The following is a 16,310-nucleotide window of genomic DNA, read 5'->3' as shown; positions in this document are numbered from 1 at the left end:
GCCGCGCCCCGTCTATGCAACGCTTTCCTCAACCCCGCCCCGCTCCGGGCGGTTGGCACCAACGCGCCGGCTGGTGGCGTGCGCTTGCCTTGCTGTTTCTGCTGCTGGGCGGCGCGGCACGCAGCCACGGCCAGGCCACCATTGCCCGCGCCGAGTATTTTATTGATGCCGACCCCGGCTTTGGGGCAGCCACGGCGTTTAGCCTGCCCGGCGCCCCGGCCAGCGACCTGGCCGGCCTCTCGGCCGCCGTGCCGCTGGCCAGCCTGAGCCCCGGTTTTCACACCTTGGGCGTGCGCAGCCAGGACTCGAATGGCGCCTGGAGCCTGACCAGCCGGCGCACGTTCTACTACGAGCCGGCTTCTGCCGGAACCCTGCCCAACGTCACCAAAGTTGAGTATTTCATCGATACCGACCCCGGCTTCGCGGCAGCAGTTGACGTGCCCGTATCGGCGGCCACCGACATCAGCGGCATTGCCTTCAACGTCAACCTGAGCAGCCTGGCCGCCGGCTTCCACCAGGTGGGCGTGCGCAGCCAGGATGCCAGCGGCAAGTGGAGCCTGACCAGCCGGCGCACGTTTTACTACGAGCCCAACGCCTCGGCCAGCGCGCCGAATGTGGTGAAGGCCGAATACTTCATTGACGGCGAGCCGGGGTTCGGCAACGGCGTTGATATTCCGCTCACGGCCGCTGCCGACGTCAGCGGCCTGACCCTTGCGGTGAACCTGAGCAGCCTGGCCACGGGCTTCCACACGCTGAGCGTGCGCAGCAAGGACGCCAGCAACAAGTGGAGCCTGACCAGTGTGCGCAGCTTCTATTATGAGCAAAACGCGGCGGCCAGCGCGCCCAACGTGGTGAAGCTGGAGTACTTCCTCGATACTGACCCCGGCTTTGGCAACGCCACCGACGTGCCCGTGACGGCCGCTACGGACATCGGCGCGGTGAGCGTGGCCGTGAGCCTGTCCTCGGTGACGCCGGGATTCCACACGCTGCAAGTCCGCAGCAAAGACGCCAGCAACAAGTGGAGCCTGACCAGCGTGCGCAACTTTTACTACGAGCCCGCGGTGGCCGTGGCGCCCAATGTGAACAAGGTGGAATACTTTTTCGACAACGACCCTGGGTTTGGCTCCGGCACCGACGTACCGGTGACGGCGGCCCAGGACCTGCCCACTGTCGCGTTCGCGGCCGACGCCAGTGCGCTGGCCGACGGGTCGCACCGCATTTCGGTGCGCTCGCGCGATGCCAACGGCAAGTGGAGCCTGGTATGGAGCAAAACCTTTGTGAAAAACGGCTGCGCCTCGTCGGCTAATTTTGCGGCCGGCCTGCCCAGCGGCAACTACACCCAAAGCAGCTTTTACGCCAGCAACAACGCCCAAGCCGGCTTTAACGGTGGCGTATGGAACGCGGGCACGTACAGCGGCACCATGCAGGTGGACATGACCACGGCGCGGCGACTGACGGAAGTACGCTACACGCCCACGGCCTCCCCAAGCACCAGCGCCACGTACGTCGTTCAGACCTCGCCGGACATGGTGACGTGGACCACCGTAGACACCTACAGCACCACCGTGGCGGCGGGCAACACCACGCCGGTGGTGCGCAACTTCGCTACGCCGCTGACGGGGGTGCGCGGGCTGCGGATTCAAGGCATTACCCCCAGCTCCTGGACGGGCCTCGGCGACGTGGGCGCCTACGATTTCAACTGCGCGAGCCCCACCATCACCAGCTTCACGCCCACGGGCGGGGCGGGCGGCACTTCGGTGGCCGTGACGGGCACCAACTTCACGGGCGCCACGGCCTTCACCTTCAACGGGGTGGCGGCGCAAAGCTTCACGGTGAACTCCGGCACCAGCATCACGGCCATTGCGCCCACCGGCGGCAGCACCGGCCAGCTGTGCGTGACCGCGCCCGGCGGCACGGCCTGCTCCGCAGGCAACTACACCTACCCGCCCACCATCGCCACGGGCACGGTGTCGCCCACGGCGTTTTGCAGCAGCACCTACATCCAGGTGCCCTTCACGACGAACATGGCGGGTTATAACGTGGGCAACGTGTTCCGCTTCCAGCTCTCGGATGCCAACGGGGTGTTCACGGCCGGTTCGCGGCTGTACGGCAACCTGAGCAGCCAGAGCAGCAGCGGCGGCACCCTGACCGACACCGTGGCCTTCCGCACGCCGGCCGGCTCCGGCTACCGGGTGCGCGTGGTGGCGTCGAACCCCGCCATCACGGGCACCGACAATGGCACCAACCTGACCATTTACCCCACCCCGCCAGCCACGGCCAGCAGCAACTCGCCGGTGGCCTACAACGGCACCATTCAGCTCACGGCCCAGCCCACGGGCCAAAGCAGCTACCAGTGGTACGTGACCTACACGGGCGGCGGCACCGCCGCCGTGGGCTCGGGCCAGACCCTGAACCTGGCCAACGCCCAGCCCAGCCAGAGCGGCAAGTACTTCGTGTTCGTCACCAACTCGAACGGCTGCCAGGACTCGGCCAGCGTGCGGGTGCTGGTGCAGCCCAACGCGGTGCCGGTGCTCACCATGAGCCAGTTCACCTTCACAGGCTGCGCGGGCTCGTCGTTCAACATTGGCTTCTCGGTGACGGGCAATAATTTCCTGAGCGGCAACACCATTTCGGCCGAGCTTTCCGATGCCAGCGGCTCGTTTGCCGCGCCCACGGTGATTGGCTCGGCGGCTTTCACGGGCCAGGGCAGCGGGGCCATTTCCGCCACCCTCCCGACCAACACGCCCACCGGCACGGCCTACCGCATCCGCCTGGTGGGCTCCAATCCGGCCGTGACCAGCAACGACAACGGCTCGAACATCGGCATCACGACCCAGCCCACGGCCACGCCCAGCAGCAACACGCCGGTGGCCTACAACGGCACCATCCAGCTCACGGCCCAGGCCGTGGCCGGCGCCAGCTATTTCTGGGTGGGCCCCGGCTTTTCGTCGAACCAGCAGAACCCGACCATCCCGAACGCTACGCCCGGCAACAGCGGCACCTACACCCTCTACGTGACGGTGAACGGCTGCCAGAGCCCCGGCGTGGGCACAGCCGTGGTGGTGAACCCCTCAGCCCAGCCCATTCTGGCCATTGCGCAGTTTGGCGGCACGCTGTGCCAGGGCGTAGCCTTCAACGTGGGCTTCTCGGTGACGGGCAACAACTTCGGCAGCGGCAACACCATCACCGCGCAGCTCTCCGACGCCAGCGGCTCGTTTGCCTCGCCGGTGAGCATTGGCTCGGTGGCGTTTAACGGCCAGGGCAATGGCTCGGTGGCGGCTACGGTTCCGACCAGCACGCCGAGCGGCACGGGCTACCGCGTCCGCCTCATCGGCTCAAACCCGGCCGTGACCAGCACCACCGACAACGGCTCGAACCTGACCGTGCCCACCCTGCTCACGGCCACGGCCAGCAGCAACTCGCCGGTGGCCACGGGCGGCACCTTGCAGCTGTTTGCCGGCCCCAACGGCGCCACGTCCTACCAGTGGTACGTGAGCTACACGGGCGGCGGCGGTGGCTTCATCAGCAACGCGCAGAACCCCACGTTCAACAGCATGACCACGGCCTCCTCGGGGCAATACTCGGTGGTGGTGACGCAGGGCAGCTGCCAAAGCACCGCTTCGACGCAGGTGGTTATTGACCCGCCGAGCGCCACCACGGTGGCCATCAGCCAGTTTGGCGGCTTCACGACCTGCGCCGGCAACGCGGCAAACATCGGCTTTGCGGTGACGGGGGCGGCCTTGCCCAGCGGCACCACCATCACGGCGCAGCTGTCCGATGCCGCCGGTTCGTTTGCCTCGCCGGTGGCCATCGGCTCGGTGTCCTTCGGCGGCACGGGCAATGGCCTGATTCAGGGGGCTTACCCCGTGAGCACCCCGCTGGGCACGGGCTACCGCGTCCGGCTGGTGTCGGGTGCTTCGGCCAACATCTCGCCGGCTGATAACGGCTCCGACATTGGCATTACCTCGCAGCTGGTGGCGGCCATCACGGCCAACAACTCGCCGGTGAGCGTGGGTGGCACCATCCAGCTCAATGCGCAGGTGGTGACGGGGGCCAGCTACGTGTGGTTCCTGGGCAAAACCCAGGTGGGCACGGGCGCCAGCCTCACCATTCCGAACGCGACTTCGGCCAACGCCGGCACCTACGACTTGTTCGTGAGCAAGGGCAGCTGCCAGTCGCAGACCTCGGCGGTGGTGGTGGTGAATGCCGGCTCGACTTCGCTGGCCACCACGGCGTTCAGCGGCTCGTTCTGCCCCGGCTCCTCGCTGAGCGTGGCCTTCACGGCGTCGGGCTTCACGAGTGGCAACGTGTTCACGGCGCAGCTTTCGGATGCCAGCGGCTCGTTTGCGGCGCCGGTGGCCATTGGCACGCTGAGCGGCACTGCCAGCGGCAGCATTGCGGCCACCATTCCGCTGGGCACGGCGGCGGGCACGGCCTACCGCATTCGCGTGGTGGGCAACAACCCTGGCACCATCGGCTCGGACAATGGCTCGAACCTGACCATTGGCGCCCTGACCTTTACCTGGACGGGCGCGGTGAGCACTGACTGGTTCAACGCCGGCAACTGGAGCTGCGGGCAGGTGCCCACCGCCACCAGCACGGTGCTGATTCCGGGCGGCGTCGGCTCCTACCCCGTCATCGCGGGCAGCACGGCGGCGCTGGCCCTGCACCTCACCATTGCCAGCGGCGCCACGTTCACCAACAACGGGATTTTCAACCTCTATGGCAACGTGACCGTGGACGGCATCACGGCCGCCAGCGGCGGCAGCACCTGGAATTTCGCGGGCATCGGTGCGCAGTACCTCTACGGCGCGGCGGCCTTCTACACGGGCAATGTGGTGATTGGCAGCACGTCGGTTTTCACCATGAGCAGCGCCCCGCTGTACGTGTATTCAAACTGGACCAACAACGGCGGTTTCGTGGGCGTGGCCGGCTACGGCGTGTACTTCAACGGCATCGGCGGTACCCAACTCATCAACGGCACGTCCATCAGCACGTTCTACAACGTGTTTGTGAACAGCGGCGCGGTGGTGAACTTGGGCATCAACACCGTTTTCCTGGGCAACCTGACGGCTACCGGCACCTTCAACGCTCTGACCTATGGCGTGGACTTCAGTGGCACCTCGGCGCAGACCATTGGCGGCAGCGGCGCCACGTTCTACCACATTACCATCAACAACCTGGTGGGTGTGACGCTGGTGAACAACATCACCGTGCTGGGCAACTGGATTAACAACGGCCTGTTCTTCGGCGGCACGTACTCGGTGGTTTTTGCCGGCACGGTGGCCCAGATTATCGACGGCACGGCCATCACGAACTTCTACAACGTCACCTTCCAGAACACGGTGGCCAGCGTGACGCTGCACCGGCACATCTACGTGTTGGGCGCCTTCGTGAACACCGGCGTCTTCTACGGCTGGTACCTGAACGGCGGCACCACCAACGGCTACTACGTGCGCTTCGGCGGCAACACGGGGGCCCAGGTGATTACGGCCAACCCCACCACTTTCTTCTACCACTTCTACGTGGACAACGCGGCGGGCGTGAGCCTGGCCACCAACATCTACATCGCCGGCAACTTCAACTTGTACGCGGGCTCGTTTAACCCCGGCACCTTCACGGTGTTCTTCAACGGCTTCGAAGGCCCGGGCGTGGTGCAGACGGTGGGCGGCTACACCGGCCTCTCGTTCTACCACTGGAACATTGCCCTGAACTCCTACGTGCGGCTGCTTCAGAACGTGACCCTGCTGGGCAATTTCGCCAACGCGGGCAATTTCTACGGCTACAACCTGGTGGGCAGCGTGTACACGGGCTATACCTTCACCTTTAGCGGCTCGGGCGCGCAGAGCCTGACGGGCGGCGGCCTGTTCGACTTCTGGCACGTGACCTGGAACAACCTGGCGGGCATCACGCTCAACCGCAACATCAACGTGTGGGGCAACTGGCGCAACGACGGCGGCTTCGTGGCCAATGGCTACCTCGTCACTTTCGTTGGCAACGTGGCCCAGACCATTGGCGGCTCGGTGAACACCATTTTCCACCACGTCACCTTCGCCAACAGTGGCACCGTGACGCTGGGGCAGGCCATTACGGTGCTGGGCAACTGGGCCGGCTCGGGCGTGTTCCTGGGCAGCAGCTACGGGGTGTACTTCAACGGCACGGTGGCCCAAACCATTTCCTGCGGCCTGCTCACGCGCTTCTTCGACCTGCGCTTCAACAACCCCACGTCCGTCACGCTGCTTTCGGATATTTACCTGAACGGCAGTTGGACGCACGACGGTGGCTTTGTGGCCAACGGCTTCCGGGTGTACTTCTCGGGCGCGGGCACGCAGCTGATTGCCGGCACCGTCACCACGCTGTTCCACCACCTCACCATCATGCCCACGGCTACCGTGCAATTGGGCCGCGTGGTGACCATACTGGGCGACTGGACCAACAACGGCGCGTTCCTGCACGGCAACTTCACGGTGACGTTTGCGGGTAGCATTGCCCAGCTCATCAACGGCAATACCTCCACCATCTTCTACGGCATCACCTTCGCCAATACCGGCACCGGGGTCGTGGCGCTGGGGCAGGATATTCGAGTGCGCGGCCTCTGGACGAATAACGGGGCCACGAACACCTCATTCAACCCGGCCATCTACATCGTGTACTTCGACGGCAGCATTGCCCAGACCATCACCGGCACGGCTACGACCACCTTCTTCGGGCTCAACATCCTGAACACGGTGGGCGGTGTGAGCATCGGCGGCCCCATCTTCATCCGGGGCAACCTGGTGAACAACGGCCTCTTCACCTGCTCCGGCTACCTCGTCACGTTCAACGGCTCGGCGCTGCAAACCATCGGCGGCACCAGCGTGACCATCTTCGGCAACGTGACGATGGATAACCCGGTGGGCGTGGCCCTGGCCAACGACATCCGGGTGCGCGGCGACTTCCGCAACTTGGCGCTGTCGCTGTTCACGGCCGGCGGCTTCACGGTGTACTTCGACGGCAGCGTGGTACAGGGCGTCTACTCGGCGGGCACGCTCACCTTCCACCACGTGGTATTTGCTAATCTGGCCGGCGTGACGTTGCAGAACAACATCTTCCTTACCGGCAACTGGATTAACAACGGCGGCTTCCTCGCCAATGGCAAGCTGGTGACCTTCAACGGGACGGTGCTGCAAACCATCGGCGGCTCGGTAGCCACCATCTTCCACCACTTCACCATTGCGCTGGGCGCCACAGTGCGGCAGGATTTGGGCATCACCCTGCTCGGCGACTGGACCAACAACGGCTCCTTCCTGCACAACGCGCTGCTGGTGTACTTCAACGGCACGGTGCTGCAAACCATCGCCGGCACGGCCCTGACGACCTTCTACGACGTGACCTTTAACAACGCCGTGAACGTGAGCCTGGGCCAGAACATCGACGTGGTGCACAACTTCATCAACTCCGGCGGCTACTGCGGCTGCGGCTTCCGCACCCGCTTCAACGGCTCGGTGCCGCAGACCATTACCTGCACCTCGGGCCGCACGCACTTCCACGACCTCACCTTCGATAACCTGCAAGGCGTGACGCTGCTCAACGGCATCTACGTGAGCGGACTGTGGGTGAACAACGGCGGCTACATCGCCAATGGCCAGACGGTGATTTTCGACGGCACCATCCTCCAGACCATCGGCGGCACGGCGCTTTCGGCCTTCTACAACGTGGGCATCACCAACACGGTGAACGTGCAGCTGCTACGCGACATCACGGTGGCCGGCAACTGGAACAACACCGGCATCTTCCGCGGCAATGGCTTCCTGGTTACCTTCAACGGCCTGGCCCTGCAAACCATTACCACCACCGGCGCGCTGGCCCGCAGCTACTTCCACCACATCACCTGGGCCAACCTGGTGGGCTGCGTGCTGGGCGGCGACATCTACGTGGCGGGCAACTGGCTCTGCAACGGGCCCTTCAACCCGGCCACCTTCACGGTGTACTTCAACGGCACCGTGGCCCAAACCTGCGGCGGCACCCAGCAGCTGCGCTTCTTCGGCCTGAACTGCTCGAACCCCGCCGGCGTGACCTGCAACGGGCCGGTGTACCTGCTCGGCAACTACGTGAACACCGGCCTGGTGAACTGCGGCCTCTACGGCTGGTACTGCATCGGCACGGGCCCGCAAACCCTGGGCGGCGTGAGCCTCACCCCCACGCGGTTCTACGACCTCTACATCCAGAACGCCACCGGCGTGACGTGCACGGATAACCTCTTCCTGACTCACGTGCTGACCCTGACCACCGGCAACCTGGCCGCCAACGACCACCTCACCCTCACGAGCAACGCCGGCGGCACCGCCATGGTGATTAACCCCGTGGGCGGCGGCATCGTGACGGGCAAGGCCACGATGGAGCGCTTCATCACGGGCCTGACCGGGGCGCCCGGCTACCGCCACTACTCCTCGCCCATGCAGCGCAGCGCCAACGGCATCAGCACCACCGTGCAGGAGTTTGCCGACGACCTGCCGGTGTTCGAGCTGAACCCGGCCTACAACACCGTGGGCAACTCGGCCACGCCCTTCCCTACCCTCTTCAAGTTCGACGAGACGCGTATTACCGCCAGCAAGCCGACCTTCGACGATGGCTGGATGGTGCCCGCCGCCAACGAAGACCTGGAGCCGATGCGCGGCTACACCGCCCAAACGCTGCCCACCACCACGGTGGACATCACGGGTCTGCTGCAAAACGGCAATGTGAGCTACAGCCTCACCCGCGGCAGCCAGGCCAACTCGGGCTGGCATCTGCTCGGCAACCCCTACCCCGCCCCCATGGACTGGGACGTGGTGCGGAACACTACCGGCATGCTGACCGGCGTGGCCGATGCCCTCTACGTGTTTGAGCCCAGCGGCCGCTACACGGGCACTTACAAGACCTACGTAGCCGGCGTGAGCCAGAACGGCGGCACCAAGGACCTGGCCGCCATGCAGGGCTTCCTGGTGCGGGCCACCGCCCCCACGGCGGCCGTGAGCTTCACCAACGCCGTGCGGGCTACCTCGTACCTGTCGCCGGTGTTCAACCGCCAGGGCACCACGCCCACCGGCCCCGTCACCACGACGCCGACGACCACCCGCCCGCTGCTGCGCCTCGAAGCCACCAACGTGGCCAATGGCACGGTGGATGAAACGGTTATCTACTTCGAGCCCGGCGCGGGCCTGGGCTTCTCGGCCCAGCACGATGCCTACAAGGTGCAGCTCAATGGCAGCGGCCGCCCCAGCCTCTGGAGCCTGGCCGGTACGGAAGGCTTCGCCATCAACGGCCTGCCCGACCTGGCCACGGCCCCCGTCATTCCCCTCGGGGTGCGCGTGAGCGCCGACGGTGCCCACCGCCTCGACCTGACGGCCCTGACCGATGCCCCCGCCGGCACCCAGGTATGGCTCGAAGACCGGGTGCTGAACCAGCGCCAGAACCTGGCCGCCAACCCGACCTACGCCTTCACGATGCTGGCCAACTACACCGGCCAGCGCTTCTACCTCAACTTCGTGGCCGGCGCCGTCACGGCCGTAACCACCGGCAAGCTCGATGCCCGCACCGCCCTCTACCCCAACCCCACCACCGGCAAAGCCACCCTGGAGCTGGCCGGCCTGCGCGAGCAGGGTGCGGTGAAGGTAGAGTTGGTGAACGTGCTCGGCCAGACCGTCCGCTCGCTGAGCGTGCGGCCCAAGCAAGGCTTCCTCTCCGAAACCCTCGACCTGAGCGGCGTGCCCACCGGTGTCTACACCGTCCGCATCTACGCCCAGGAAGGCACGGTGGTGAAACGCCTGGTGAAGGAGTAAGCGCCGTAGCTTAAGAAACGAAAAGCCTCGCCAGTATCTGGCGAGGCTTTTTTGTAGCTTATGACTACTTTTTGGGACGATTATACCATTTGTAATCCTCCCACTTCTTCAATTTCTGCCAGCTTTTTGACAATTTCTGTACCTCGCCCGCCCATTGATATACACCTCCTAAATCAACTAATGATTTGATGAGCGAAGCCACTGCATAATACTGGTTGTAGTACATATCGACCTCTATAGTTTGGCCGCGCACAGTGATTTGAATTGGGTAAAAATCACCATAATCAACTCTTATCTCGATGCTGCTGATATGATTCAGACGCGCCTTTTCTTCTTTCGTTCTATCTCTTAAGGCCGCGGCTTTTTCGTATTGGCTGGATAAAATCAAAGGTGCTTTTTCTTCTTCATAGCGAGTATCAAATGCAGCAACAGTAGCAGCATCGGCTTGGAGAACCGAGAGAAGACTCGATGGATGGTTTAGCAATTCTCCAAACTCACCTGTGGCTAAATGGATAGTTGCTAGTAGCTCTATATCAAGAACTGTTTGCCGCTTGTACTGTTGGCTAATACTCTGAAAAGAAGGCACTCCTTCTGTAAACTCAATTTCTGCTTGATGAAGGCCCATGACTTAACGCTTACGTGGCGAAATAACCCCCGCGCCCCCATCTGCATCCACCGCTGTAAGCAATTCGCCCAACGCCCGTTCCAAGCGCTGAAACGAAGGTGCCCGCCGCGCCTCCTCGAAACTCAGCAGCTTGGTAAACTCGGCTTGGTGCAACACCTCTTTGTACTTGACGAGCGGCGGCATGCGCTTGTCTAATTCTTCCTTCGCGCCGCGCTTGGCTTCGGGGTCGTTGGGGTACGTGAGGCCGCTGGCGAATAACTCGGAACCGTTAGCAATGCTTCCCAAGCTTGCCAGAAACCACGACTCAAATTCCCGGCAGGCAAACACCACGACCACCGGAAACGGCAGCGGCTGTAAGGCCGCAATTTCTTCGGCCAGCACGGGTGCTTCCTCGCAGGGCAACTGGTCTTCCAAATCCAGCAGAATCATGGCGCCGTGACAGGTCGGCTTGTTGCGCAGGTGCTCGATGTAATCAGAAAGGCGGTTCCGCAGCTTAGCCAGGCCCCACACTTTCATGGTGTGCTTGGGGTCCACCTGCCAGTCGTAGCGGGCGTGTGTCTCGTGCAACAGCCGCCGCAACAGTATCGGCGCGGCTTTCATGTCTCCCTCTCCTTCTACTAGCAAGTGCAGCGTCTGCATTACGAAGCCGGTTCAGTTTGGCGCTGCAAACCTTCCATGCGGAACAACTCACCGGGCGTAAACAGGCGCTTGCGCACGGAAGCAATTTGGCTCGCATCAAGCGTGCCCACGTGCGTGGTGTCGCCTACTTTTTCCACTACCAGGAATGACTCAACGGGCAGATGGTCGAGCATGTCGGGGCTGTGCGTGGTCACTAGTACTTGACTACGCAAACTGGCTTCGTCTATTACGCCAGCTAGTACCGCCAATGCGCCGGGATGAATGTTGGCTTCGGGCTCTTCAATGCAAAGGAATGGCTGAGAAGGCTCTTGTTGAAGTGATGCTAACAGCCCAAGTATTCTAATTGTACCATCAGACTCTTGGCCAATATATGAGGTTCGGGGCTTGCTACTTTCTGTGTGATATATAAGCTTAGTAGCTAGATAACCTCCTACCGGTTCTACCTCCAAAGTTTCAAATCCGGTTATAGTTTGGTCAAGCGCAAATTTCAAAGCTTCCCATCCTGAGTTCTTTCCGCGTGAAAGTCGACGCAATACAGCTGCTAGATTACGTCCTTTTTCGTCAAAAGGAGCATCCTTCAGTGTTTGTTGAGGCTGCCTTAAGTCAGTCGGATTTAATGTATAAAACAGTAACGTATCTACTGTTCTATTCAGGTACGATGAGATAAGCCCACCGCATTGCATCCAATAATATTTTAAATCCTCGTTCGAAGCACCTTTAGAGTTATCCTCTTTTTCCGGTGCTCCAAAGTTCATTCTTCTAAATGAATTCCTCTGGTCGCTATCATCGAAAAGGGCTGTACTTCTACCAAACAAGCCTTTCGGCATGTATAATTCGTTTATATTACCTATTTTAATTGATTTGGAATCTGATTTAAGCAAATCATTCCATTCACTATCCCCAAGCTTTCCATCAAGTTTATCACCTTTCCTGCTGATATAAATTGTTGGCACGTTCTCTTCATGCACTTTAATAATTAAGGCCTCTTCTTTTATTTCAATTGACTTCTCAGCGGATTCGACAATCACGAATTCATAGTCAATGCTAGCATCGGAAATAGGCTTATATACTGCGACACCATCACCTGCTGAATTGTCGTAAACCATTCCTGCCTCTGCAGCATCTGTGACTTCCATCGTTAATCCAATAGTCACTCCTTCCCCTTCCGTCCCCCAGCGCTGAATAACCCCCATCCCCTCTCTATCCATAACGGCTTGGTCCAGCCCGCGGGCAAACACGTCGCGCACGAAGCGCAGGGCGTCCACCACGTTGCTTTTTCCGGAGCCATTAGGGCCCACCAGCACCGTGAGCGGCGACAAGGGGATGTCAATATCCGCAATGCTGCGGAAGTTTTTGACGCGCAGACGGGTTAAGCGCATGGGTAGCTCGGCGCGCTTGCCGGTGGATTCAGGTTCTTGGGCCATAGCTACAAAAGTAACTTACTGCTGAATTGGTTGCTTGGTGGAGCTTCGCGGCAGCAGCGGCCGGCTGCGCGGCGGGGTCCCCGGATGGCACGGACCGTTAGCATATTGTTCAACGGTTGCAGGCCTGGAGGCCTGCCAATAATCGGCACGGGCCGCAGGCCCGCGCCATCCGGGCACACGCGAGATGTTTCGACTGCACTCAGCATGGCCTTTTCAGCAAAATTCAAACATACTCTCGGCACTACAAGCTGTTTGAATTTTATAGTCTTTGGTTTGAATCGTTTGCTTCCAGAGACACTGAGCTACCGGACCTTTGTGCTGCGAATCCGAAACGGCTGGGCTCTTCCGCACCAAGGCGGGCCGCAACTGCGTAGGAAGGCGTAGCCGCAGGGCTAGCGCATTCAGCCACCTTTTTATTACTAGCACAATGCAGACAGTTGAATTAAATAACGGCGTAAAAATGCCCATCCTGGGTTTCGGTGTGTTCCAGGTGCCCGACCCCGCCGAGTGCGAAACCAGCGTTTTAGAGGCCATCAAGGCCGGCTACCGGCTGATTGACACGGCCGCCGCCTACATGAACGAGGAGGCCGTGGGCCGCGCCATCCGCCGCAGCGGCGTGCCGCGCGAGGAGCTGTTCATCACCACCAAGCTCTGGGTGCAGGACGCCAGCTACGAGGGTGCCAAAGTAGCCTTTGAGACCTCGCTGCAAAAGCTCGGGCTTGATTACCTCGACCTCTACCTCATTCACCAGCCCTTCGGCGATGTGCACGGCGCCTGGCGCGCCATGGAGGAATTGTATAAGGCCGGCCGCATCCGGGCCATCGGCATCAGCAACTTCGCGCCCGACCGGGTGATGGACTTCCTGGTGCAGCACGAGGTAGCGCCCGCCGTGAACCAAATCGAAACCCACCCCTTCCACCAGCAGGTAGCGGCGCAGCAGTTTCTGAGCGAGCACAAGGTGCAAATCGAGTCCTGGGGCCCCTTTGCCGAGGGCAAAAACAACCTTTTCACCAACGAGGTGCTGCGCACCATCGGCGAGAAATACCACAAAACGGTGGCGCAAGTGGTGTTGCGCTGGCTCACGCAGCGCGGCGTAGTGGCCATCCCCAAGTCGGTGCGCCCCGAGCGCATGGCCGAGAACTTCAACGTCTTCGACTTCGAGCTGAGTCCCGAAGACCTGGCCACGATTGCCACCCTCGACACGAAAAGCAGCGCCTTCTTCGACCACCGCGACCCGGCTATGGTGAAGTGGATTAGCGAGCGCAAGATTCACGACTAGCGCTAGCTTCAGCACTCCACGAAAAAGAACGTCATGCTGAGCGTAGTCGAAGCATCTCGCTTGCTTCGCCTGTCAGAGCGCAGCAAAGGACCTTCTCACAGCTGCACTGTTTGGATTACTGCAAATTGTTCTTCGGTGAAAAGGTCCTTCGCTGCGCTCAGGATGACAGGCGGCGCGGGCGAGATGTCTCGGCAAGCTCGACATGACGTTCAAAATACCATCACATCCTAACCCCCTCAACAATGAACAAACGCACCTTAGGCCGCAACGGCCTCGAAGTATCGGCCCTCGGGCTGGGCTGCATGGGCATGAGCTTCGGCCTGGGCCCGGCCGCCGACAAGCAGGAAATGAGTAAGCTGATGCACGCCGCCGTGGAGCGCGGCGTCACCTTCTTCGACACGGCCGAAGTGTACGGCCCGTTTGCCAACGAAGAGCTGGTGGGCGAAGCCCTGGCGCCATTTCGCCAGCAAGTCGTCATTGCTACCAAATTCGGCTTCGACATCGACCAGGCCACCGGCCAGAACCTGGGCGGCCTCAACAGCCGGCCCGAGCACATTAAGCAAGTCGTAGAAGGCTCCCTGAAACGCCTGCGCACCGACGTCATCGACCTACTCTACCAGCACCGCGTCGACCCCAACGTGCCCATTGAGGACGTGGCCGGGGCGGTGAAGGACTTGATTCAGGCAGGCAAGGTGAAGCATTTCGGCCTCTCTGAAGCCGGCGTCGACGTCATTCGACGGGCCCACGCGGTGCAGCCCGTGGCGGCCCTGCAAAGCGAGTACTCGCTGTGGTGGCGCGAGCCCGAGCAGGATATTCTGCCGGTGCTGGAGGAGTTGGGCATCGGCTTCGTGCCCTTCAGCCCGCTGGGCAAAGGCTTCCTGACGGGCAAGATTGACGAGAATACCGAATTTGATAAGTCGGATTTCCGCAACACCGTGCCGCGCTTCTCACCCGAAGCCCGCAAGGCCAACCAAACCCTGGTGGACTTGCTGGGCCGCATTGCCCAAGAGAAAAACGCCACCAATGCCCAGATTGCCCTGGCTTGGCTGCTGGCCCAGAAGCCGTGGATTGCGCCCATTCCCGGCACCACCAAGCTGCACCGCCTCGAAGAAAACCTCGGCGCCACCAGCTTGCAATTGACGGCCGACGACCTGCGCGAAATTGACGCCGCGGCGGCCCAGATTACCGTGCAAGGCGCCCGCTACGCCGAGGCGCAGCAGAAAATGATTAACCGGTAAAGGGGTTGATTGAATCAATTGAGGTCCCGTTGAGCTGGCCCTCCTGAGCGCACATGCTCTAGCTTTGAAGTTGTTCAGAAACTCGGCTTTGCTACCTGTCTGTCATCCTGAGCGGAGCGAAGGACCTTCTCACCGTCGACCGACAATCGTTCTGACGTGATAAGGTCCTTCGCTCCGCTCAGGATGACAACATTATTGACTTTCTAAACAGATTGTTCCCGCCTCTATGAACACAACCAACGAAGCTCTGACGCCCAGCGCCAACCTGACGCCGCAGGAGTTGAAGCTGAAAGGCTTCAAGGCTTACGAAGTAGACACCGATGCCAACTCCGGCCACGCCGACTACCGCCGCCGCGACTTCTTCAAGGTGGCGCTGGTGATGAGCCCCTGCACCGTGCACTACGCCGACCGCAGCATCGAGCTGAACGGGACGTGCCTGATGTTTGCCAACCCGCACATTCCTTACTCCATCGAGCTGCACACGCCGCGGCTCACGGGCTATTCCTGCCTGTTCACGGAGGCGTTTATGAAGGAGAATGACCGGTCGGAGAGCCTGCAACAGTCGCCGCTATTCAAGGTGGGCGGCTCCCCCATTTTCCAGCTCAGCGCCGGGCAAGCGGCGTATGCGGAAGGTATTTTTCAGAAGATTCTGGCCGAGCAGGGCAGCGGGTACCTCTTCAAGAACGACCTGATTCGGACCTACCTGCAGCTGCTCATCCACGAGGCGCTGAAGATGCAGCCCTCCGAGAGCTTCGTGCAGCACAAAAATGCTTCTTCGCGCATCACGGCCCTGTTTCTGGAGCTGCTGGAGCGACTGTTTCCGGTGGAAAGCCCCCGCCAGGCCATGCCCCTGAAAACCGCCCAGGATTTCGCCTCCCAGCTGGCCGTGCACGCCAACCACCTCAACCGAGCGGTGAAGGAAATCACTGGCAAGTCCACCACCGCGCACATTGCCGAGCGGGTCATCGGCGAGGCCAAAGCCTTGCTGCACCACACCGCCTGGAGCACGGCCGAAATTGCCCACAGCCTGGGCTTCGAGTACCCCACGTACTTCAACCTCTTCTTCAAAAAGCACACCGGCACCACCCCACTGGCCTTCCGCCGGGCCACTTAGAAGCTGTTTGAGTTAGCTAGGTATACCAGCGGACTGGTGTAGAGACGCCTCCTTGCGTCTCATCGTTGGCCGATTTTGTTCAACGACAAGACGCAAGGATGCGTCTCTACATTGGTCGGGCGACTAAAAAAATAACTCAAACAGCTTCTAAGAATCTGTTTGAGTTAACAAAAATGGTCCTGCTGAGCGCA

General features: G+C 61.4%; 7 protein-coding genes. 4 read left to right on the top strand and 3 right to left on the bottom strand.

Features of this window, described 5'->3' with window-relative positions; translation table 11 throughout:
- Window positions 1-14: 14 nt before the first annotated feature.
- Window positions 15-9,800, top strand: a complete 9,786-nt coding sequence (locus JKL48_RS04230; RefSeq protein ID WP_201978971.1) for a T9SS type A sorting domain-containing protein — start codon at window positions 15-17, stop codon at window positions 9,798-9,800.
- Window positions 9,801-9,864: 64 nt separating this feature from the next.
- Here JKL48_RS04230 and JKL48_RS04225 read toward each other — a convergent pair whose 3' ends face one another.
- From JKL48_RS04225 to JKL48_RS04215, 3 genes are read right to left on the bottom strand one after another with little or no spacing between them, the layout of a single operon-like run.
- On the bottom strand, window positions 9,865-10,425 hold the full coding sequence (locus JKL48_RS04225) for a hypothetical protein (RefSeq protein WP_201978968.1): 561 nt from the start codon (window positions 10,423-10,425) through the stop codon (window positions 9,865-9,867).
- Between the two features lie 3 nt (window positions 10,426-10,428).
- Entirely contained in the window at window positions 10,429-11,064 is a 636-nt protein-coding gene (locus JKL48_RS04220) for a DUF4276 family protein (protein WP_201978966.1), read from the bottom strand.
- Window positions 11,064-12,488, bottom strand: coding sequence for an AAA family ATPase (locus tag JKL48_RS04215; protein WP_201978964.1), 1,425 nt, complete (start codon window positions 12,486-12,488; stop codon window positions 11,064-11,066). The genes JKL48_RS04220 and JKL48_RS04215 overlap by 1 nt, the downstream gene beginning before the upstream one ends.
- Window positions 12,489-12,948: 460 nt before the next feature.
- On the opposite strand from JKL48_RS04215, the gene JKL48_RS04210 reads away from it, so the two are divergent.
- From JKL48_RS04210 to JKL48_RS04200, 3 genes are all read left to right on the top strand, one after another.
- Window positions 12,949-13,767, top strand: coding sequence for an aldo/keto reductase (locus JKL48_RS04210; RefSeq protein WP_317191894.1), 819 nt, complete (start codon window positions 12,949-12,951; stop codon window positions 13,765-13,767).
- 242 nt (window positions 13,768-14,009) lie between these two features.
- Window positions 14,010-15,005: an aldo/keto reductase gene (locus JKL48_RS04205; protein ID WP_201978960.1), complete on the top strand. Its 996-nt coding sequence runs from the start codon at window positions 14,010-14,012 to the stop codon at window positions 15,003-15,005.
- Between the two features lie 226 nt (window positions 15,006-15,231).
- Complete coding sequence (locus tag JKL48_RS04200; RefSeq protein ID WP_201978958.1) at window positions 15,232-16,119, top strand: helix-turn-helix domain-containing protein; 888 nt, start codon at window positions 15,232-15,234, stop codon at window positions 16,117-16,119.
- The last annotated feature ends 191 nt before the right edge of the window (window positions 16,120-16,310 follow it).

The organism is Hymenobacter rubidus (assembly GCF_016734815.1).
In the GTDB taxonomy this organism is placed as follows: Bacteria; Bacteroidota; Bacteroidia; order Cytophagales; family Hymenobacteraceae; genus Hymenobacter; species Hymenobacter rubidus.
This window is presented reverse-complemented; position numbering and strand designations above follow the sequence as displayed.